Here is a 21,946-nt window from a genome sequence, read left to right as displayed (position 1 = left end):
ACGCCAACGCCAACGCCAACGCCAACGCCAACGCCAACGCCAACGCCAACGCCAACGCCAACGAATCATGCGCCCACCGATATTGGCTTATCACACACTGTACTTGCTGAAAACCAAGCAGGTGCTATCATTGGCACGCTTCACACAAATGACATAGATGCAAACGATACGCACCGATACCAAATTAGTGACCAACGTTTTGAGGTAATTGGCACCACGTTAAAATTAAAAGATGGTATTAAGATTGACTATGCCCATGAACCTACCGTCACTCTTAATATTACTTCGTATGACAATGGCGGTTTATCCATCCAAAAAACATTTGTTTTAACTGTAATTGATGACCCTGATTACCCAAAAAACCATGCGCCTAGTGATATTACTTTTAAGCAAAATACACTATTAGAAAATAGTGATGATATTGTTATTGGACAAGCCCTTGCACATGATGACGATAAAAATGACGAGATTGTTTATAGTTTAAGCAAAGGCAATGAACAATTTGATATTAATCAAAAAACAGGAGAGGTTACACTTAAAAGAGGCTACGCTTTTGATTATGAAAAAACTTCGCAAACTATCATTGGAATACGCGCCACTGATAAAAAAGGGTTGTTTGTAGAAAAAGATTTTCTGATAACTATTACAGATGTTAATGAAAAACCAACGGACATTCTTATCAACCAGACTCAAGATTTATCAGAAAAAACCACTGGTTTAAAGATTGCAGATATTAAAACAGTTGATTCAGATATCAATGACGTTCATACTTATACTATTGATGATGAACGATTTGAAATTGTTGATAATTCTCTTAAGTTAAAAGAGAATAAACAAATAGATTATAAATATGAAAAAACCATTACGCTTAACATTACATCAACAGATAAAGGCGGTTTATCTGTTAATAAAACCGTTACATTTAATGTAAATAATATTAAAGAAGCGCCAACTGATATTCAGTTAGACAATCAGTCTATTTATGAAAATATAACTGGAGGTGTTATTGGAAAAGTATCTGCAAATAATCCAGATGGCGAGAAAGTTAGTTATAAAATTAATGATAATGACTATTTAATGGTTGATGAAAATACTGGGGTATTATCTTTAAAACCGAATAGCTACTTTGATTATGAAAAGATACAAAATCTCCCCATAAAAATTACAGCTTATAACCAATCACTATTTAGTGAAAAAGAATTTACAATCAGCGTTATAGATGTCAATGAAAAACCTGAAGATATAGTTTTGGATAATGACACATTGTTAGAAAATCAACAAGGTGCTATTATTGGTAAAATTACTACCATTGATAAAGATAGTAACGAAACTTATCAATATCAAATTAATGATGAACGTTTTGAGATTGTTAATAACCAATTAAAACTTAAAGATAATCAAAAAATTGATTTTGCTGACGAACCAAAAATTAATTTGACCATTACAGTAACAGATAAGGGTGGTTTGTCGCTGCAAAAACAATTTACTTTAAATGTTGAAGATGATCCAAGCTATCCAAATAATCCGCCCAGTGATATTGTATTAACCGCAAATATTGTTTCTGAAAATAAAAAAGGCGCAATTATTGGTGAATTATCTGCAATCGATATGGATAAAAATAATACCCATACATTTGATATTGATGATAATCGCTTTGAAATTGTTAATAACCAACTAAAATTAAAAGATGATATTTTTTTAGATTATGAAAAAAATAAATCATTAAACATCAATATTACAGCAACAGATAATGGTGGATTATCAATTAAAAAAACTTTTACCATTCAAGTAAAAGATGAAATAGATATTACGCAATATAATAGTACAACTACAAAAATTAGTAATATCGCTGTTACTGCAGATAGTATTAAAGAAACCGAACAAGGGTATAAAATTTATCACAGTAATACTTACGGCGATTATGTTGATATAAAAGATTTTGGTGCCGATGTTACTGGAAAAACAGACAGTATTAACGCAATTAATCAAGCCTTATCGTTTGCTCATCGTCATAAAGTTGCTCTATATCTTAATGGCAATATTTATATTTCATCACCCATCACCATTAATGAAAATAATAAAAACGTTACTGGAATATTTGGTGATGGACAAGGAAAAACAACCATTTATTTTGATAAACAGCAAAAAGGTCGACACAATGCTAATTCTAATGACACCATTTCAAAAGAAGATACAGGTATTTTAATTGATGGTCAACATGGAAAATTTATCTCCAATTTATCTATACAGTATCATCACAAAAAAGAAACGGATTTTTATCGTCATAATGATACTTATTTTGGAAAGGTTAATGGAATTTTAGCACTTGATGTAAATCATACAACCATTGATAATGTAGAAGTATCGGGCGCAAATCGTGCTGGTATTCATTTTGGTTCTGCAAAAGTTTTTCAGGTAAATCCCAATACAGGAAAAACTTACAAACACGATTATATGAAAGACGTTATCAAAGAAAATGACCCTGATTTTATTATCGGTCATAACAATAAAGTGATTAATAGTTATTTACATGACAACCGTGTTGCTGGTGTTTTATTTAGTTATCAAAAAAACTTTAAATTAGATAATAATATTTTAGCCAAAAATGGTCATCAAGATGATGGTGGAACAGGTTATGGTGCAGCTTCCATGGCTGGTTCTTATAATTTGGGAGTGACTTACATTAATAACACCACTGAAGGTAATTTTAGAAAAGGCTTGGATGTGCATGATGGCAATAATGTTTTAATTCAAAACAATACCTCGGATGGCGATAGATTGTATGGGATTGCTGTTTATAATCGACAATTTACTATGAATCATGTCAAAATTAAAAATAACATTATTAGTCAGAATCCAGATTTTCGTTTGCCTATGGATGATACTTTTAATGTTGATGGACAAACTTATTATGGATATTCAGGCATTCATTTGCAAACTAACACCCAAGCAAATTATAAACATTTTAAAAGTGCTGATACGGGTATATTTGAAATATCAGGAAATAAAATTTCAGGTATAGATGTTTATAAGAATGAGCATCACACTTATGGTATTGAATTTAGAAATCATGAACCCGATATGCTCTATGATTTAATCATTCGCAATAATGAAATATCTGGAAAAGAAACAAAATACATTATTGGCATTATTAATAATGGTGTTGATTATTTTAATTTAGATAAAAATAATAATCCCACTTCAGGAAAAGGAATGGGAAATATTACTATTGCAAATAATACAGCCAATTTTGATATTATTAGAAGTAGAGATGGCAGTGAAACTCCTGTAAATATTCAAGAAGACCAAATAGTGAATAATTTACGCGGTTCTGTAAATATTCATCACAACAATTTTAATATCAACAAAATTTCAAATTCTGGAACAGAAATGTTTCAAGTAATTGGAAATGCAAAAAATATTAATATTTCTGATAATAAGCTAAATATTGCAGGAACAATGGATAAATCTATTGCAAATATTATTAATTATTCCAACACAGAAACAAATAATGTCATTATAAATAATAACAAATTATCTGTTCATGAAAGTCAAACACATTATCAGCGATTTATTGGTAATATTGGTCGTGTTTCTTTAGATGGCGGTAACAATACAATTAACAATCAATTATTTGCCACTCAAACGATCAGACATAATATTGAAAAAAATCAATATTTAGCCGTTACAAAAGATAATGATTTTGTTTATTTAACTGGTCATATCAAAGGAAAAGTATTTACAGGTTCTGGTCATGATGATGTGATTATTAATGGTAAATTTTCTGGTCAATTAGATTTGGCTAATAGCTATCATTTTACAAAAAAACAAATGGGTGATTTTTTACCATCCATGATTCAAGACATAGGGGAAAAAGACAGTCAGCAAATAAAAAATACCGCCACCTTCAAAGGTGAAGTCTTAGGGGATAAAAATGATTATGCTAAAATCATTGGTGGCGATGGTCGTGATATATTAATATTTGAAAACAAAACAACATATTTGGATGTAGATACAAAAAACAATCAAGATGTCATTGCTTTTCAAAATGATGTATCCAATAGCACCATCCATTTAGGTAATGGCGGCGATACTTTATTTTTATCTGGATTATTAAACAATAGTACGATTGATTTTGGCGAAGGTATTGATGTTGCAGTCATACAAGGTAAAAAAGGCGATGACGTATCCATCATAAACCCATCTACCAATCAATCACAAATCTTAAATACATATCTGGATACTGTTTTAGATTTTGGTCAATTTAAAAATGTTGAACATGTAAGATTAGAAGGAATGCCATTTCAAAAATACGATGCAAGTAATAAATCTCTTTATACAGTTACGCCAAACAATACTTTAAATATTACCATGTCAGATTTATTTAACAATAACGTCCAAAAAGTTTTTATTAGTGGTGATAATGGTGATATTGTGGATTTAGGGGCTAACGGAAAAAAAGATTTGGGAGGATTTCATTTAAATAAAAACATTCAACATGACAATTACCATATTTATTCTTATGATGATAATACAAATTATTTATTGTACATCGAAAAAGATATTACTGTTATTTAATTTTATAAATTAAATATAAAATATTTTAAGATTGTAAAAAATATTGTCAAATTGTTATACTTATGTTATTATAAATCGTGATTTTAATCAATATTTTGGAGTAAAATATGGCAACATCCCCAAAAAAAACAAACGGTGATTTAGCAGAAACTACTAAAAATCCAGTAATGCCAAGAACAATGAGTGAATTAGAAGATATTCTAAATCATGCAACTCCTGATGATTTGGCAGAGATGAGTTTGTTATTAAACAAATATCTTCCTGTTAATCAAGTAGTTACACAAGTTCGTGCAGACAAATCTAAAGACACTGAACTGTCGCCAAGCTGGCGTGATGGCGGTTATCCTTACAAAAACCGTCTAAGCCGTAAAAACTATGAAGCGCAAAAATACAAACTTCAAATTGAACTTTTAAAACTACAGCACCATGTTAAAGCCACAGGACAAAGAGTGGTTATTTTGTTCGAAGGTCGCGATGCAGCTGGCAAAGGTGGTACAATCAAGCGCTTTATGGAGCATTTAAATCCACGTGGGGCAAGAGTGGTTGCTCTAGAAAAACCAACTGAACAAGAACGTGGACAATGGTACTTTCAGCGTTATGTTCAACACCTACCAACAGCGGGTGAAATCGTACTGTTTGACCGCTCATGGTACAACCGTGCGGTTGTTGAGCGCGTTATGGGATTTTGTAACGAAGAAGAATATCAAACCTTTATGCGTCATGTGCCACAATTTGAAAAAATGCTGGTAGAATCTGGCGTACATCTAGTAAAATTTTGGTTTTCAGTTACTCGCAGTGAACAAAAAGCCCGATTTGACAGTCGTGAACATGACCCACTGAAACAATGGAAACTATCGCCTGTTGATAAGGCTTCATTAAACAAATGGGATGATTACACGCTAGCCAAAGAAGCAATGTTTTTTAATACTGATTCTGCTGAGGCTCCTTGGATTGTCATCAAATCCGACTGCAAAAAACGTGCTCGCCTAAATGCAATGCGTTATGTTTTAAACAAATTAAACTATGAAGGCAAAGACCCTTCCCAAATTGGTAATATTGACCCATTGATTGTTGGTCGTGCAGGTACATTGTACGAAAAAGATGAGCGTGTGGATTTGCTGGTTACCAATGCGCTTAATGCCAACAAAAAATAGTTTAACTTTCTAAATACCCAAAATATCCATTTTGGGTATTTTATTTTATCTTTTTATTAAAATCAGTGTAAATTCCAATACAAACACAAAAGCATTTTTTTATAAACCCCATAATATGATTTATCCTATTTTTTATTTTAGCCGTCTTTCCGCTTTTTTTATTAGTGCTTTTTGTGTTTTTTTAATGTTTTTTTTACAAATCATTGGGGTAATTTTTGCCGCAAAAATCCATCTTGATACCGAAAAAGAAATCATTAATTTAATTGAAATAGGCAGTAAAAATGGAATTGTTGTTGCATGTTCAATTATATTTACCGCAATTTTTTTATCATCATTTGCTTTTTTAATTATTTTTATTAAATCCAACTATCACATCAACAAGACTTTAGCTTATTTTGACATCAAAAAATTTTCTTTAAAAAGTTTTTTTGTGTATTTATTATATTTGATTATTTTTTTAATCATTAGTGAAGGGTTACTTTTTTATTTTGATAGCAAACCATCAACTTTGATGGATGGATTAATGGATGGTGCTTCATTTTTACCCATGATTTTAACAACAACAATCATTGCACCAATTTATGAAGAGTTGATTTTTCGGGGGATGATTTTTGGAGTATATTCAAATCATGAAATCAATCAACAAAGTTTTTTAGGGTTGGATTCCAGCCATTGGACTGGGGTTATTATTAGCAGCCTGTTATTTGCATTTGTTCATGCACTGCAATATGATTTATTGTCCACAGTCATTATTTTCTTTTTAGCAATTTTATTTTGCCATGCACGAATTAAACATGGCATATTATTAAGTGTGGTTTTACATATTATTAATAATACATTAGCAATCGCAATGTATTTATTGGGATATTAAGTTTGTATAAAATAGGGTGAACATATTATCAGTGCAGTGGTAGTAAAGGTTAAATAATGCATCACCCTAACAAATCTCTTGGCAACCTGATAAGAGAGAGCTACACTAGTGCAGTTATAAAGAGTTCAGAGCTAACAGGTAAGAAAAAATGTGCCGCTCATCACACGCTCTATAGAAGGACTGATTTTATTTTATATCCAAACCAGCCAAAAAGGATAACACTCGCCCAATATGTTCAAAAATTAAAACAGTCAAGCCATTAACTAAAAGCTGACTGCCATTTATTCTATTCTATCAAATCAACCTGCCAATTACTTGCTTGAATCAAAATATTGATTTCTCGAACTTTTTTGGCAATATCATCAGCTTGTTTTTGATAATCTGCTACATCAATAACCGTCTCCCATTTAATCTCTCTGGCACTGTAACGGTCTGGCTTATCTGTAGCCTGAGAGATGATATTATTGAGTATTTTATGAAGACTTAACAATTTATCACGTTCATTTAATACCGTCAACAAATTACGTCCATCATTTAATACGGTATCTGCATTTGTGCGATGAATTTTTAAAATCAATTCATGCAGCAATTCATGGACTGCTAAAATCTCTTTTAGTAGCAAATTAGGGTCTTCAGTTGGTTCGTTACCCTCTTGAACTGTAGTATTTTTAGATAGGCGCGATTGCAAAGAATATAATTTTTGCTGCAAATCGCTACGAATAATAAGAGCTTCGGCTAATTTCATAGTTTTTAATGTAAATTTTTTTAAACATTCAATTTTGGATAAAATAACATTTATGTTTAGTAAAATCAAGTAATTTTAGGCTTTAAAAATCAACCAACATCCCCATTGAAAACATGAAATATTATTCAATTTATGTTAGAATGTGAAGTTTGATTTTTCATGATGGCCTTGTCAATAGCGAGATTTTATGAGCGAAAATTCTAATTCCCAATTACCTACCCTGATTCAACTTGGTAAAGAACAAGGTTATCTAACCTATGCTGAAATCAATGACCAAATGCCTGATTCGGTTACTGACAGCGACCAAGTTGAAGAAATCATACAAATGCTAACGGATGTTGGTATTCCCATTTATGATGTTGCTCCTGATGAAGACGACATGCTTTTGACGGGAGTGAGCAATGATGACGATGACATTGCTGTTGATGAAGCCGCAACCGTGCTTGCTAATGTAGAAACTGAGCCTGGCCGCACCACTGACCCTGTACGTATGTATATGCGTGAAATGGGAACGGTTGAACTTTTGACGCGAGATGGTGAAATTGGTATTGCCAAACGCATTGAAGAAGGCATGCGTGAAGTTCAGTATATTATGGCGTATTGGCCTGGTACAGTTAAATTTGTTTTAGGTGAATACGAACAAGTATTAGCTGGTGAAAAAAAGATTTCTGATGTGGTTACTGGCTTTTTAGAGCTTGAAGATGGCGATTTTGAACTCAAAGAAGATGAGATAGAACCCGATTTTGAAAACCCTCAAACCGCCATCAAAGTACCTGATGACCATGAAGAAGAAGATGAGCATCCTGATGCCTTAGCGGTTGATGATGCCGATGATAGCAGTCTTGACCCTGAAGAAGTAAGGGTTCGTTTTGAAGAGATTCAAACACTTTTTGCAAAAGCCAAAAAAACCTTGGATAAACATGGTCGAAATAGTGAAAAAGCCAAGCAAGCCTACGATGAACTTGCAACACGTTTTATGCTTATAAAACTCAACAATCGCTTGTCTGACCAAGTTATGACTTTGATGCGTGAAGTGTATGATGACGTTCGTACAACTGAAAGACAGATTATGCGTCTTGTGGTACGTCGTGGCAAGATGCCTTTGGAAGAATTCAAAAAAACCTTTCCAAGCAATGAAACCAATGTAGAGTGGCTGGCTCACCGTATTGAAGGTAAGCCTGCTTTTGCTGAAACTTTGGCAAAAGTTATGCCTGAAGTGGTTGGCATGCAAGAAAAGATTTTGGCTCATGAAGAAAAACTCCAAATGAACATTCGTGATATGAAGGCTGTTGCTCGCCAAATGGCAATTGGGGAAGCCAAAGCACGTCGTGCCAAAAAAGATATGGTAGAAGCTAACTTACGTTTGGTAATTTCAATTGCAAAAAAATACACCAACCGTGGACTTCAGTTTTTAGACTTGATTCAAGAAGGTAATATTGGGCTAATGAAAGCGGTGGATAAGTTTGAATATCGCCGTGGCTATAAATTTTCTACTTATGCCACTTGGTGGATTCGGCAAGCAATTACCCGCTCTATTGCCGACCAAGCACGAACCATTCGCATTCCTGTTCATATGATTGAAACCATCAATAAAATTAACCGAGTATCGCGTCAGCTACTTCAAGAAATGGGGCGTGAACCAACACCTGAAGAGCTGGGAGCAAGACTCGGTGAAAGCGAAGCCAAAGTTCGTAAAGTACTAAAAATTGCCAAAGAACCCATTTCTATGGAGACTCCAATCGGAGATGATGAAGACAGTCACTTAGGTGATTTTATTGAAGACAGCACCATTTCAAGCCCTGTAGACAGTGCCACCGCTGAAGGTCTGCGCGAAGCAACTCGAGAAGTTTTGGATAATCTAACCGAACGAGAAGCCAAAGTACTTAAAATGCGATTTGGGATTGATATGGCAAGCGACCATACATTAGAAGAGGTTGGCAAGCAATTTGATGTAACAAGGGAGCGCATTCGTCAAATAGAAGCTAAAGCACTGCGTAAATTGCGCCACCCTTCACGCTCTGAACATTTACGATCATTTTTAGAAAATGACTAAATATAGTTCACAATAAAAACAAAAAGGGTAATTACTTACCTTTTTTTTATTGCATAAATACATCAAAATCCACATTATCTTGAAAAATTTTAACAAACCCCTATTAACACAAAAAAACTTAAACATCACAATAATAAGGCAAATAAATAAGGTGAACAAATGACCACTCAACCAACTCGCACCGAAATCCAGAATCCAGAATTATGGCAATTTCCAATGGATTATCCATTAAGCATTATTGGACACGAAGGCGAACATGACAGTTTGCGTCATGAAGTAACGCTGATTTTGGCTGAAATCTTTCCTGATTTTGATCACGCCAGTATTTTGGTTAAACCCTCTAGAACGGGACGTTTTCACTCATTACGTGTTAAGCTGTACTTGCAAAACGCTGAGGAAGTAAATCGTCTATATACCGCTTTAGATAAAGCCAAAACCGTAAAAACCGTTGTTTAATTGTTTAAATTTCAATCATATTGAATGAACTGACTGGTAGCGGGTTGGGTCGATTGTGCCCGCCTGCTCAAATCCTTGTTTTCTTAAAACACAACTATCACACATTCCGCAAGCTCGCCCATCAGCATCTGCACGATAACAAGAAACCGTTTGACCATAATCCACCCCTAAAGTCAATCCAAGTTCTAAAGTTTGAGCTTTGGATAAATGCTGCAAGGGCGCAATAATAGACAATTTCTGACCATTTCTTCCCGCCACTGTTGCTAAATTTGCCATGGTTTCAAAAGCCTCAATATAATCAGCACGACAATCAGGATAGCCAGAATAATCAACTGAACTTACCCCAATAACAATAAATCGGGCGCCCAATACTTCTGATGCTGCTAAGGCATAAGATAAGAAAATTGTATTTCTAGCAGGAACATACGTTGTAGGAACTGTGTTGCTATCTTTTTGATAATCTGGCACATCCATATTTAAATCCGTCAATGCCGAACCACCAAGTTGAGCAATATCTATATCAATAATACGATGACTCACCCCAAGATATTGAGCAATTTTCTTTGAAGCAATCAGCTCGCTACTATGACGCTGACCATATCGAAAACTCAGTGCTGTAACATCTAAAAATTGAGATTTCGCCCAATACAAACAAGTGGTAGAATCCAAACCGCCTGAAAACAAAACAACCGCACGCTCGTTTTTATATGCGTCATGAGTGATAAAATGAGATGGCTTCACAAATTATTCCTTAATAACAACCAATTTAAGGTTGCCAATAATTAGAATTTATAAAAATAAACGTTTGATTCTATCACAAATTAAAATAAATAATAAATATTTACTAATTTTTAACAAAAATTATTCAAAAAACACTTATTAACAAACATCTTAAAGTTATGTTAAAATGACCGCCAATTTTTATCGCCAACCACTTTTAAAATGGATGATTGTCGTGAATACTGAACTGGTTAAAATTATTTTAGCATTTGCTGTGCTGATGAATCCATTTAGTGCATTGGGGCTGTTTTTAAACATCACCAATGATTATAGCGTTAAACAACGACAAAAAGCCGCTCAAATTACCTGTATTGCTGTATTTATTGCCATCACATTTTTCGCCTTAATGGGTGGAAGCTTATTGCAAATTTTAGGAATTTCTTTGGGCTCGTTTCGAGTGGCAGGTGGTATCTTAGTATTTTTAATTGCAATTAATATGATGAATGGTACTGGTAATCCTGTAAAACCCAAAGGACATGAAGTAGATATTAGTTCCTTAACTGCGGTATCAGTTGTCCCCTTAGCCATTCCAATGATTGTTGGTCCTGGCGGCATTTCAACGGTAATCATTTACTCAAGTCAAGTTAAACAGGTTTTTGATTTGGTGATGATTGTAACGGCTGGGTTTTTTATCAGTTTATTTTGTTACATCGCGCTGATGGCAGCTGGGAAAATCAGCCGCTTTCTAGGTGAAACAGGTTTAAATATTTTAAGCCGTATCATGGGTATGCTACTTGCGGCGGTTGCAGTAGAAATTTTTGTTGGTGGAATTCGAGCAATATTTCCTGAAATTTTTGTTTAATTCAGATAAGGATTCTTTTTGACACTTTCATCTTTTACACACTCTACACCTTATGAACTGTTAAAACACATTAAAATTGTTATGGTTGGAACTACATTACCTGCCAACATTGGTTCGGCAGCTCGTAGCATGCACACCATGTCTTTACAAAAACTGACGATTGTCAATCCAAAACGCCCTATTGACGATAGTAGCATTGCTAATGCTGCCGGAGCGCAAACTGTACTTCAAAACGCGCAAATTACCCAAAATATCCATCAAGCTTTAGAAGACTGTACATTAATTTTTGCAGCCTCTGCTCGCAGTCGGCATATTCCACGACCTGTTGTTACTCCAAATCAAGCATCCGCACTTATTTATCAACATTTACAATTAAATGATTCATTAAATTGTCAAATTGCCATTTTATTTGGACGCGAAGATAGAGGGCTGACCAATGAAGAGCTTAGTTTGGCAGATTACCACATTCAAATTCCTGCCAATCCCAACTATCCTGTACTAAATGTTGCCGCCGCTATCCAAGTGATTAGTGCTGATTTATACGCTTATTTTTCACAAAAAGCACAAAATTTTACTGATAAATCTGCAAAAAATACCCTACCCATTATCACCCGAACTGATTGGGATGTACCTGCTATTAATTTTCAGCAAAAACAATTATTAGAACAGCATTTAACTCAGTTATTAATTGATTTAAATTTAGCCAGAGATAATGAATTAAAAGATTTACCAAATCGTTTATCTCGCTTAACTTCTCGCATGCAATTAGACCAAAAAGAGTATGCTCTGATTCAAGCTCTTATCGCCAAACTTTCTCTTTAATTTTGTCTTTGTGATACAATAAACCATTTTTTGTGATTTATAAGGCAAATTATGTCTCTTTTTCGCCAATTATCTAATCTCACTTGCGCCGTTAATGACGACCTTGAAAATATTTTAGAAAAAGACCCTGCAGCACGCAATAAACTTGAGATTCTACTCACTTACCCTGGGGTTCATGCACGCATTTTGCACCGTGGCGCCTATACACTTTGGCAGCATGACCAAAAATTTTTAGCTCGAGCATTATCACACGTCAGTCGTGTGCTAACAGGCATCGAAATTCACCCTGCTGCTAAAATTGGTAAACGGTTGTTTATCGACCATGGTATGGGGGTAGTCATTGGTGAAACCGCTGAAATTGGTGATGATGTTACCTTATATCACGGGGTAACATTGGGCGGTGTTTCTTGGGAGAAAGGCGCAAAACGCCACCCCACACTTGGCAGTCATGTTGTTGTTGGTGCTGGTGCAAAGATTTTGGGCGGATTTACTGTTGGTGATTACGCCAAAATTGGCTCTAATGCTGTTGTTGTTAAAGAAGTTGCTCCACATGCCACCATGGTTGGGTTAGCTGCGCGCACCATTGATAAAAAAGCACATGAAAGCAAAACGGATGATTTGGAAATAAAAGATAACACAACCAATAATCAAAATGCTCACAAAACGTTGCACACTGCAAAATTAGATGAACACTTTAATGCTTATGGACTAAACCCTAACAGCAAAGACCCCGTTGCAACTAGCATCACTGCCCTACTAACACACATTCAGGCTCAAGATGATAGAATTCAAGCGCTACAAAAAGCAATCTGTAAACTTGACCCAACATTTTGCAAACAAAATCTACCCACTATTAACAGTGAAGATTTGGATATCTTACCTTAACCCATGAGCCCAAACAAACAAACCAGATAGTTAAAATATTTTACTGACTCTACTAACCAAGGAATCTATTATGTCATGGCAGCAAATTCATCTACAATGCACACCCAATCAAGTTGATTTGGCTGAGGCTCTGTTTTATGAGAATCAAGCAGTCTCCATTTTACTAGAAGATGCAGGCGATGAACCTTTATTTGAGCCGATGCCGGGCGAAGAGCCTTTATGGGGCAATATTATTTTAACTGCTATTTTTGATACCAATTCTGATAATAGCCATGACTTTACTCAAACCGACTTTCAAACACTTGCTCAAGAAATTGCTGCCGAGGTTGGTGCAAGTCGCGTGTGGCTTAGCTGTCTTGATGATAAAGACTGGACTAAAGAGTGGATGACCCATTATAAACCCATTAAATGTCAGGGCAATCTTTGGATTGTTCCAAAATGGCTAAACGCACCCGATGCATCAGCAATTAATCTAATTTTAGACCCCGGTTTAGCCTTTGGTACTGGTTATCATGCGACCACCAGACTGTGTTTAGACTGGTTAGCTGAACAAGATTTAACCAATAAAACTGTCATTGATTATGGCTGCGGCTCAGGGATTTTAGGAGTGGGCGCTCTGCTTTTAGGTGCAAAAGTGGTGTATGCGGTCGATATTGACCCTCAAGCAGTACTTGCCACACGTCAAAATGGCCAACTCAATGGTGTTGCTGACCGTTTACGCGCTTTTTTACCTGAAGAATTTAAAGAATTTTGGCAAACCCAATCTGATAATGCAGACATTATAACTGCCAATATTTTAGCCAAACCTTTAATTCATTTTGCACCCTACTTTGCAAATTTGTTAAAAAATCAAGGTCAAATTGTTTTGGCGGGGTTGATTGAAAATCAAGTTGCAGATGTTGTCAATGCCTATCAACCCTACTTCAAAATTGATGAACCATATCAGTATAACGCACCAGAAGATAAACATTGGTGTCGTTTATCTGCTAAAAAATACGCTTAAACCCCAAATAATTGTAAAAATGTTTGCAATTTAGTAGCATAGCCATTAGGTCAACATTGTTTATTTGTTATACAAAATGATAAAACAAAATTTCGTGCAATTTTATGATTTTGCACTTAAAATTAGACCTAGTTGATAAAGGTGTATTTTATTTACTTATCAGCGGTTATCTATAAAAATTGGAACATTCATGAGTCAGCTAAAAACCAAATGCCCCAGCTGTGGGGCAATTTACCCAATGCCTGCCGTCAAGGTTGGCGATCCCACCGCACGTGCTAAATGCGGTCGGTGTCAACAGGTATTTTTTCTTAATGAAAATTTGGTACAGCCCCCTGTTGAAACACCAAAAACTCAACCCAATCCTGTATCAAACAACATCGCACAAGAAAACGATGCATTTAATGAGGTTGATGAGTTTAGCCGCTTTTTAGATGAGCAAATCAATCAGGCATCTCCAAAAACCGAAGGCTCTTCCCATTCCAGCGCAACACGCACTGCAAGTAGTCCTGAGGATTTGCTTAAAAAAATGGAAGCACATGCCAAGCAAGGCACAAACGCCAAGCCAGTTTCTACAGATGCCAACATCAATTTAAGCAATGTCATCACACCAGCTGCTTTTGATGCACCTAAAAAAGATACATCACAAAAAGTATTTGCTCATGCCCCAACCACTCAGCAACTTGCTACTAAAAGGTCATTTTTTGGACAACTTATGTGGACAATTGGCTGCGTTATTTTATTAGGCTTATTGATAGTGCAATACACCCTATTTAATTTGGACACACTAATCAAAAATCCACAACACGCCAAACGAGTTGAAAGTTTTTGCAAAATTGCCAAATGTGTAACCCCTAGTGCCGATATCAGTAACATCAATGTACAGTCTTCATATAAAAATTATGCCGATGGTACAGATATTGTTATATTAATTACCAATCGCAATCAAAAAGAACAATTGTATCCTGATCTGTTAGTACGTTTAAAAAGTGCTGACGGTGCGGTTGTTGGTGATTTTATTGCCAGTCGGCGCGATTACCTGGCTGAATCGCAAAAAAGCATCTTGGGCAATCAGCAAAAACGCATCATGTTAACTGCTAAAACAGATAAAAAACCTGCTTTTGTTGAAGTAACTCCAATTTATTATCAAGATTTATAACCCCCAAAGCCGCTGCAAATTTACCCATCTATTTAGATAGGTTGGGGGTTTGCGCGTTAAATTTAACTTTTAGAAGGTCTTAATTATGACAACTGAAAATCTAAACTTAGAATCTACCTTGTCAGCACATATCACCGCCGTGGTAGAAAATCATTTAAGCAACCTAAATGGCAGGGAACCTAACAAACTGTATGAACTTTTTTTGGGTGAGTTTGAAAAACCATTTTTAACTGCAATTTTAAAACACACCAAAGGCAATCAGTCTAAAGCTGCCATCATGCTTGGTTTGAACCGTGGCACATTACGTACAAAACTAAAAAACTATGGTTTGTTGAAAAAATAAGCTCAATTTGCTTTAATTAATGCTTTATAAAACTTCCAATACTTGGTATCATTTGTGTCTGTAATAAAGTAGTCTTTAGACAGAATGACCATTGGGGGTTTTATGAGCAAGCGTTTTGCTTTATTAAGTGTTTCTGACAAAACTAATATTGTTGAATTTGCCAAAAATTTAACACAACTTGGCTTTGACATTTTATCGACAGGTGGCACATATCAGCTGCTAAAAGATAATCAAATTCTTGTCACCGAAGTTTCCGATTATACAAAATTTCCTGAGATGATGAATGGTCGGGTTAAAACCTTACATCCAAAAATCCATGGCGGCATTTTAGCCAGACGCGGCATTGATGATGCTGTGATGACAGAACATGCAATCAATGCCATTGATTTGGTTGTGGTTAATTTATATCCTTTTGCTCAAACCATTGCCAAGACTGATTGTACTTTACAAGATGCTATTGAAAACATCGATATTGGTGGACCAACCATGGTGCGTGCAGCTGCTAAAAACCATGCGCATGTTGGCATTGTGGTGAATGCTTGTGATTATGATTTGGTTATTGATGAATTAAAATCTCATGGCACTTTGTCTGATAGCACACGTTTTAATCTTGCCGTTAAAGCCTTTGAACATACAGCACAATACGATGGTATGATTGCTGGTTATTTAGGCGCTAGAGTTGGTAAAAAGGCTGGAGAAGCTGATAAATTTGCCCGTACATTCAATCTACAATTAGACAAGGTTCAAGATTTGCGCTATGGCGAAAATCCACACCAAGATGCCGCCTTTTATATTGATAAAAATACCAAAGAAGCATCCATTGCTACCGCCAAACAATTACAAGGCAAAGAATTATCCTATAACAATATTGCCGATACGGATGCGGCTTTGGAGTGCGTAAAATCCTTTGTTAAACCCGCTTGTGTCATTGTCAAACACGCCAACCCTTGCGGAGTTGCCGTTTCTCTTGATGGTATTTTAGACGCTTATAATTTGGCTTATGCTACCGACCCTGAATCCGCTTTTGGTGGCATCATCGCTTTTAACCGCCCACTCGATGTCAAAACCGCCCAAGCAATCATCGAGCGCCAATTTGTAGAAGTTATCATTGCCCCTAGCATTGATGATGGTGTCTTAGATGTTACTGCTGCCAAAAAAAATGTACGCGTTTTGGTTTGTGGTGAATTACCTGACGCTGATAAACGCACACCTCAATATGATTTTAAACGCGTTCATGGCGGACTTTTAGTGCAGGATCAAGATTTGGGAATGATTGATAAAAGCAGTTTAAAAGTTGTTACTCAAATCGCACCAACAGACAGTGAACTTGATGATTTGATTTTTGCTTGGAAAGTTGCCAAATACGTTAAATCCAATGCAATTATTTACGCTAAAAACCGACAAACCATTGGTGTAGGAGCAGGACAAATGAGTCGAGTTAATTCTGCTCGAATTGCCGCTATCAAAGCTGAACATGCTGGGCTTAGTGTTGAAGGGGCTGTCATGGCATCAGACGCATTTTTTCCATTCCGTGATGGCATTGATAACGCTGCCAAGGCGGGTGTAAAATGCATCATTCAGCCTGGTGGTTCTATGCGTGATGATGAAGTGATTGCTGCCGCTAATGAACATGGCATCGCTATGGTCTTTACAGGCATGAGACATTTTCGCCATTAAATCATATTTACCTAAATAAGTTTTACTGATTTAAAGCCCTAAAATCTAGGGCTTATTGTTTTAACTTAAATTGAACTTAAAATCAGATTTTCAGCTTTTTGTACTGCTGGACGTTGCGCGATTAATTGCGCCCAACGAACAATATTTTGATAATTATCTGTTTGCAAAAAGGTTTTAGCATCATAATCATCGCCAACATACAATTTACCTAAAACCAACCAACCATACCAAGGGTAAATTGCCATATCTGCAATGCTGTACTCTTGCGCCATATACTGATAATTTGCTAAATGTTTATCTAAAACATCCAGTTGGCGCTTAACCTCAAGCGCATAGCGATTGATGGGATACTCCATAGGACAAGGTGCGTAAGCATAAAAATGCCCAAAACCGCCTCCTAAAAACGGTGCTGAACCCATTTGCCACATCAGCCACGACAAAACTTTAGCATTTTCAACCGGGTCTTCAGGCAAAAATTTCTGATATTTTTTAGCAAGATACAATAAAATTGCCCCACTTTCAAAAATATTGATTGGCGTTTCGTCTGAATAATCTACTAATACAGGAATTTTTGAATTTGGATTGATTGATACAAAATCAGTACCAAATTGTTCGCCTGTCATAATATCAATTTTAAAAGCGTCAAAGTCTAAACACTCTAGAGCTTTGAGTTCTTCTAAAATAATATTCACCTTAACACCATTGGGTGTATTTAAACTATAAAGCTGATAAGGTTTATCGCCTCTGGGTAATGATTTTTGATATCTAGCCCCCGAGGTAGGCTGATTGATATTAGCAAATTTTCCACCTATACTTACATCATCTGCTTGATGATGCCAAATTTTAGGTGGTTGATAAGTGCAATTTGGATTTGGTGATTTATTTTTACTCATATTTATCTCGAATTTAAAACTTAAAACAATGAATATTTAAGATAATTTCTGACAACGAGATACAATTACACCGTTGGTTGGCTCATAATAAAATGAACGTTTGTCTTTTGCCATATACACTTTATCGTCATAATCTGCTTTATAAACATCCACCCATCGCTGTTTTAACATCTCAACCGCTTCTTCATCATATAACGGGCGTTTGTCTCGTGCATATGCCCGATAATCTAAAAGTTGCCAGTTTTTAATGACTTGTTTGTTGTTTTTTAAATCCCAATTATTTTTAATATTAAATATTTCAATCAAATTGACCGTCTTATTATCGTCTGCATAATGCACGATTTCCCAAAGTTGATACATGCTACCGTCTGCGTTCATCGTGTCTAACGTTACAGTTTTATGCGAACTATTAGGACCTGCAGTAACGCACTCCCATGTTCCAAGCATATCTTTTTTTGTAACAGCAGACGCAGATAAAGGTAAACCAAGAAATATCATAAAAGAAATAAAATAACGCATTTTTTATTCCAAAAAAACAAAAGGTTATCATACCGCAAAATAACAAAAATGTATATATACCAAAACCTTAAGTTTTTTTCATGGCATTTTCAAGACTTTCTTCTAAATTTTCATGGATTGGCTGATTGGATAAAATTTTATTGGTGAGAATAGATTCATCATCAACATCGGTTAAAATAATTTTGCGATATGGGTAAGGGATTTCAATACCTGCCTCATCAAGACTTTGTTTAATGCGCTCAGTCAAATTTTCTTTAATGATGGGAATTCGAGCAACTGATAATGGAGCTACCCAAAATCTAACAGTTAAAATCAAAGCATATTCGCCTAATTCATCAACCGTAACCAAGGGCATTGGATGCTTTAACACCACTTCTTCTTTGGATAATTTACCCAAAATAGCATTTCTAGCCTGACCAATGTCAGCATGCAAAGGAATTCTAACTTTAACAGAAAAACGAATCATCTTTTTTGATGTCAAATTCACAATTTCAGAAGATGACATGGTAGCATTTGGTATAATAATGATGATGTTATCACGGTCTAAAATTTGAGTAGCACGCAAAGAAATTTTTACCACACGCCCTTCTTTATCACCTATCCTAATCCAATCGCCCACCTGAAATGATTGTTCCACTAAAATAGTAATGCCTGCGATAAAATTGGCTAATGTGCTTTGTGCAGCAAAACCCACCGCCAAACCCACTATCCCAAGACCTGCAACCAAAGAAACAATATCAAAACCAAATTGTGCCAGAACAGTACCTAACGCCAACACAATAATCATGACCAATATCATGTTTTTTAATAGTTGTTCAATGGATGCATTTAATTCATAATACTGCAACACTTTGGCCATCATTTGTCCACTGGTTGCCCAAAGCACATAATAAAAACCTGCCCATAAAGACGCTTTAGCAGTGGCTTTAACCACGCCTGCTGGTATACCAATTTGCGTCATTACCGCAAGCAAACTCAAGGTAAACCAAATATAACGCAGCGTTGAACGTAAAATGGCTAATTTTCTTTGAGACAAGTGCAAAGGGGTTCGCAAGTGTTTTAATAAATACACCAAAAACCAATAAAAAAATCCAATGATGGTCAGTAAAATCAAAATCTTAATGCCAATGCCCAAAAAAGTAATGCCACGACCTGCCCAGTTTAGCGTCTCATCCTCTAAAGAGCCGCCAAGCAGAACATAGATACTTTGGTGTAAATCATATAAAATTTTGCGTAAGAATTGAGCAGGTGTTGTCATTGGAAAGAATAGATTGGCTGCGCTAAATGGAATTAGTAAGGTCGCTTATTATAATTAAACTTTTATTATTCTCAAATATTGTTTTGTAATTTTTATTGTGTTTTAACCCCAAATGAAAAACCCCAATTAATAATCATTGGGGCTGGTTTAAAAAGAAGATTTGATAATATTAAACCGTTTGAGAAAGTGCTGATAAGACCGCTTTTAACATTGCAGATACTGTACTGTTACAAGTGCCAATACCTGAATAAATCTGACCATCAACACTTAGTTGAATGTAAGCTGCCGCCAAAGAGTTGGTTTGATTGTCACTTAATTCGTCATCACTTTGACTTTGGGTTGTTTTTGTATTAATGGCATGTTCAGCATAATTGGTAACATGAATTTGTTTACCTGTTGACTTAACCAGACCATCAATAAACGCAGACAATGCTCCATTTCCTTGACCTACAACTTCAAACACATCATCAATGCCTGCAACTTGCCCTTGAAACGTTACGTGACCACCTTTGTTATTGATTTGATAGTCGCTTAAACGATATGCATTTTGGTTTAGATACGTTTTAGTGAAAATATCCAACAGCTCTTGGGTTTTTAATTCGCGAGCCAATGTCTCCGCTTCTTGCTGTACCACTTTAGCAAAATCAATCTGAGTCCAGCGTGGTAAATGAAACCCATAATGACGTTGTAGGATGTACGCAACCCCACCTTTGCCTGATTGGCTATTAATACGCACCACATCTTGATAGCCTCGTCCAATATGCAAAGGGTCTATCGGCAAATAAGCCACATCCCAATGATTTTCTGTATCACGGTGTTTTTCATTATAATCCAGACTTTTTTTGATGGCATCTTGGTGCGAGCCACTAAACGCTGTAAACACCAAATCACCTACATAAGGATGTCTTGGATGAACGGGTAAATTAGTGCACTGACTAACCACTTGCACAATTTGGCTGACTTGTGATAAATCAAGTTGTGGGTCAATGCCTTGGGTGTATAAATTCATCGCCATAACCAAAATATCCATATTGCCTGTACGCTCACCATTGCCCAAAAGCGTCCCTTCAATACGATCAGCACCTGCCAAAAGCCCAAGCTCTGCTGCCGCTACTGCGCAGCCTCTATCATTATGGGTATGCAAGCTAACAATCACATCCTTGCGGTGTTTTAGATGACGACAAAAATATTCTACTTGGTCAGCGTACAAATTAGGTGTGCTAGCTTCAACAGTTGCTGGTAAGTTTAAAATCACTTTTTGACCGTTTTGGGGCTGCCACACCTCACAAACAGCATCACACACCTCAACAGCAAAATCAGGTTCTGTCTGACTAAAACTTTCTGGAGAATATTCAAAAATCCACTCTGTTTTTGTGTATTTTTTGGCAATATCTCGCACCAAAGTTGCTCCATTGATGGCAATCTGTTTAATACCAGCCTTGTCCAACTGATAAACTTTATCACGCTGAACTTTGGATGTGGAATTATACACATGAATCACCGCCCGCTTTGCTCCTTGTAAGGCTTCAAAGGTTCGCTCAATCAAATGTTCACGCGCCTGCACCAAAACTTGCAAAGTAACATCATCAGGAACATAACCATCTTCAATTAAGCGACGGGTAAAATCAAACTCTACTTGAGCTGCTGAAGGAAAACCAATCTCAATTTCTTTAAAACCAATCTCGACTAATAACTGAAAAAATCGTAATTTTTGATCAATATTCATTGGATCGATTAACGCTTGATTACCATCTCGTAAATCAACGCTCGCCCAAATTGGAGCTTTTTCTATGCGTTTATCGCACCAAGTACGGTCTTTTAATTGAGGGGCAAAGGCAAAAGGACGATATTTTGTATAATCAAAGGCGGTATTTTTTGGGATTGTGTGTGGCATAAAGCTACCTTTACTATTTTTAAATTTGGTCTATTATAAAGAAAAACACTTAGTATT

The 21,946-nt window shown here is 35.8% G+C and carries 19 protein-coding genes; 12 read left to right on the top strand and 7 right to left on the bottom strand.

Translation table 11 applies throughout. The features are described from left to right. Positions 1–4,578: cadherin domain-containing protein (locus ACZBKJ_RS04405; RefSeq protein WP_463199713.1), on the top strand; the 4,578-nt coding region annotated here is incomplete at its 5' end. A gap of 107 nt (positions 4,579–4,685) precedes the next feature. After that, complete coding sequence (gene ppk2 / locus ACZBKJ_RS04400; RefSeq protein WP_463199712.1) at positions 4,686–5,732, top strand: polyphosphate kinase 2; 1,047 nt, start codon at positions 4,686–4,688, stop codon at positions 5,730–5,732. 132 nt (positions 5,733–5,864) lie between these two features. On the opposite strand, the gene ACZBKJ_RS04395 is transcribed toward ppk2, so the two are convergent. Then, entirely contained in the window at positions 5,865–6,098 is a 234-nt protein-coding gene (locus ACZBKJ_RS04395) for a hypothetical protein (RefSeq protein ID WP_463199711.1), read from the bottom strand. Positions 6,099–6,255: 157 nt separating this feature from the next. Here ACZBKJ_RS04395 and ACZBKJ_RS04390 point away from each other — a divergent pair, with 157 nt between their 5' ends. Next, positions 6,256–6,603 carry a lysostaphin resistance A-like protein gene (locus ACZBKJ_RS04390; RefSeq protein ID WP_463199710.1) on the top strand — a complete coding sequence of 116 codons (348 nt, stop codon included), beginning with the start codon at positions 6,256–6,258 and terminating at the stop codon, positions 6,601–6,603. A gap of 286 nt (positions 6,604–6,889) precedes the next feature. On the opposite strand, the gene ACZBKJ_RS04385 is transcribed toward ACZBKJ_RS04390, so the two are convergent. Next, entirely contained in the window at positions 6,890–7,348 is a 459-nt protein-coding gene (locus tag ACZBKJ_RS04385; protein ID WP_463199709.1) for a DIP1984 family protein, read from the bottom strand. Positions 7,349–7,535: 187 nt separating this feature from the next. Between ACZBKJ_RS04385 and rpoD the strand changes: the two genes are divergently transcribed. Then, positions 7,536–9,401: an RNA polymerase sigma factor RpoD gene (gene rpoD, locus ACZBKJ_RS04380; RefSeq protein ID WP_463199708.1), complete on the top strand. Its 1,866-nt coding sequence runs from the start codon at positions 7,536–7,538 to the stop codon at positions 9,399–9,401. A 159-nt stretch (positions 9,402–9,560) separates the two neighbouring features. Further along, entirely contained in the window at positions 9,561–9,857 is a 297-nt protein-coding gene (locus tag ACZBKJ_RS04375) for a DUF493 domain-containing protein (protein ID WP_463199707.1), read from the top strand. A 15-nt stretch (positions 9,858–9,872) separates the two neighbouring features. Here ACZBKJ_RS04375 and queC read toward each other — a convergent pair whose 3' ends face one another. Continuing rightward, positions 9,873–10,598, bottom strand: coding sequence for a 7-cyano-7-deazaguanine synthase QueC (queC, locus tag ACZBKJ_RS04370; protein ID WP_463199706.1), 726 nt, complete (start codon positions 10,596–10,598; stop codon positions 9,873–9,875). A gap of 214 nt (positions 10,599–10,812) precedes the next feature. Here queC and ACZBKJ_RS04365 point away from each other — a divergent pair, with 214 nt between their 5' ends. The 7 genes from ACZBKJ_RS04365 to purH all read left to right on the top strand — a co-directional run bounded on the left by ACZBKJ_RS04365 (position 10,813) and on the right by purH (position 17,325). Further along, positions 10,813–11,439, top strand: a complete 627-nt coding sequence (locus tag ACZBKJ_RS04365) for a MarC family protein (RefSeq protein ID WP_463199705.1) — start codon at positions 10,813–10,815, stop codon at positions 11,437–11,439. 81 nt (positions 11,440–11,520) lie between these two features. Beyond that, positions 11,521–12,261, top strand: a complete 741-nt coding sequence (locus ACZBKJ_RS04360; protein WP_463199718.1) for an RNA methyltransferase — start codon at positions 11,521–11,523, stop codon at positions 12,259–12,261. Between the two features lie 51 nt (positions 12,262–12,312). Continuing rightward, positions 12,313–13,146: a serine O-acetyltransferase gene (cysE, locus tag ACZBKJ_RS04355; RefSeq protein ID WP_463199704.1), complete on the top strand. Its 834-nt coding sequence runs from the start codon at positions 12,313–12,315 to the stop codon at positions 13,144–13,146. 70 nt (positions 13,147–13,216) lie between these two features. Further along, a complete protein-coding gene (gene prmA, locus ACZBKJ_RS04350; protein ID WP_463199703.1) occupies positions 13,217–14,149 on the top strand; it encodes a 50S ribosomal protein L11 methyltransferase in 933 nt (310 codons plus the stop codon). A gap of 190 nt (positions 14,150–14,339) precedes the next feature. Further along, positions 14,340–15,305, top strand: coding sequence for a DUF3426 domain-containing protein (locus ACZBKJ_RS04345; protein ID WP_463199702.1), 966 nt, complete (start codon positions 14,340–14,342; stop codon positions 15,303–15,305). An 85-nt stretch (positions 15,306–15,390) separates the two neighbouring features. Continuing rightward, positions 15,391–15,648: a helix-turn-helix domain-containing protein gene (locus tag ACZBKJ_RS04340; RefSeq protein WP_463199701.1), complete on the top strand. Its 258-nt coding sequence runs from the start codon at positions 15,391–15,393 to the stop codon at positions 15,646–15,648. A 102-nt stretch (positions 15,649–15,750) separates the two neighbouring features. Continuing rightward, positions 15,751–17,325 (top strand): bifunctional phosphoribosylaminoimidazolecarboxamide formyltransferase/IMP cyclohydrolase, encoded by a 1,575-nt coding sequence (gene purH, locus ACZBKJ_RS04335; protein WP_463199700.1) that lies wholly within the window; start codon positions 15,751–15,753, stop codon positions 17,323–17,325. A 65-nt stretch (positions 17,326–17,390) separates the two neighbouring features. Here purH and yghU read toward each other — a convergent pair whose 3' ends face one another. The 4 genes from yghU to leuA form a co-directional block, all read right to left on the bottom strand. Beyond that, complete coding sequence (gene yghU, locus ACZBKJ_RS04330) at positions 17,391–18,218, bottom strand: glutathione-dependent disulfide-bond oxidoreductase (RefSeq protein WP_463199699.1); 828 nt, start codon at positions 18,216–18,218, stop codon at positions 17,391–17,393. 36 nt (positions 18,219–18,254) lie between these two features. After that, positions 18,255–18,737 carry a hypothetical protein gene (locus ACZBKJ_RS04325; protein ID WP_463199698.1) on the bottom strand — a complete coding sequence of 161 codons (483 nt, stop codon included), beginning with the start codon at positions 18,735–18,737 and terminating at the stop codon, positions 18,255–18,257. 67 nt (positions 18,738–18,804) lie between these two features. Next, positions 18,805–19,995, bottom strand: a complete 1,191-nt coding sequence (locus tag ACZBKJ_RS04320; protein WP_463199697.1) for a mechanosensitive ion channel family protein — start codon at positions 19,993–19,995, stop codon at positions 18,805–18,807. A 169-nt stretch (positions 19,996–20,164) separates the two neighbouring features. Beyond that, positions 20,165–21,889: a 2-isopropylmalate synthase gene (gene leuA / locus ACZBKJ_RS04315; RefSeq protein ID WP_463199696.1), complete on the bottom strand. Its 1,725-nt coding sequence runs from the start codon at positions 21,887–21,889 to the stop codon at positions 20,165–20,167. Positions 21,890–21,946 lie beyond the last annotated feature (57 nt).

The sequence above is a fragment of the Moraxella sp. I5G genome (assembly GCF_055193055.1).
The sequence above is the reverse complement of the archived record's forward strand: the minus strand, read 5'-3'. Positions and strand labels throughout refer to the sequence as shown.

Bases quoted from the DNA above. Each gene is read 5' to 3' on its own strand.
- ppk2 (WP_463199712.1), top strand. From the start codon at position 4,686: ATGGCAACATCCCCAAAAAAAACAAACGGTGATTTAGCAGAAACTACT.
- ACZBKJ_RS04390 (WP_463199710.1), top strand. From the start codon at position 6,256: ATGGATGGTGCTTCATTTTTACCCATGATTTTAACAACAACAATCATT.
- ACZBKJ_RS04385 (WP_463199709.1), bottom strand. From the start codon at position 7,348: ATGAAATTAGCCGAAGCTCTTATTATTCGTAGCGATTTGCAGCAAAAA.
- rpoD (WP_463199708.1), top strand. From the start codon at position 7,536: ATGAGCGAAAATTCTAATTCCCAATTACCTACCCTGATTCAACTTGGT.
- ACZBKJ_RS04375 (WP_463199707.1), top strand. From the start codon at position 9,561: ATGACCACTCAACCAACTCGCACCGAAATCCAGAATCCAGAATTATGG.
- ACZBKJ_RS04360 (WP_463199718.1), top strand. From the start codon at position 11,521: ATGGTTGGAACTACATTACCTGCCAACATTGGTTCGGCAGCTCGTAGC.
- cysE (WP_463199704.1), top strand. From the start codon at position 12,313: ATGTCTCTTTTTCGCCAATTATCTAATCTCACTTGCGCCGTTAATGAC.
- prmA (WP_463199703.1), top strand. From the start codon at position 13,217: ATGTCATGGCAGCAAATTCATCTACAATGCACACCCAATCAAGTTGAT.
- ACZBKJ_RS04345 (WP_463199702.1), top strand. From the start codon at position 14,340: ATGAGTCAGCTAAAAACCAAATGCCCCAGCTGTGGGGCAATTTACCCA.
- ACZBKJ_RS04340 (WP_463199701.1), top strand. From the start codon at position 15,391: ATGACAACTGAAAATCTAAACTTAGAATCTACCTTGTCAGCACATATC.
- purH (WP_463199700.1), top strand. From the start codon at position 15,751: ATGAGCAAGCGTTTTGCTTTATTAAGTGTTTCTGACAAAACTAATATT.
- yghU (WP_463199699.1), bottom strand. From the start codon at position 18,218: ATGAGTAAAAATAAATCACCAAATCCAAATTGCACTTATCAACCACCT.
- ACZBKJ_RS04325 (WP_463199698.1), bottom strand. From the start codon at position 18,737: ATGCGTTATTTTATTTCTTTTATGATATTTCTTGGTTTACCTTTATCT.
- ACZBKJ_RS04320 (WP_463199697.1), bottom strand. From the start codon at position 19,995: ATGACAACACCTGCTCAATTCTTACGCAAAATTTTATATGATTTACAC.
- leuA (WP_463199696.1), bottom strand. From the start codon at position 21,889: ATGCCACACACAATCCCAAAAAATACCGCCTTTGATTATACAAAATAT.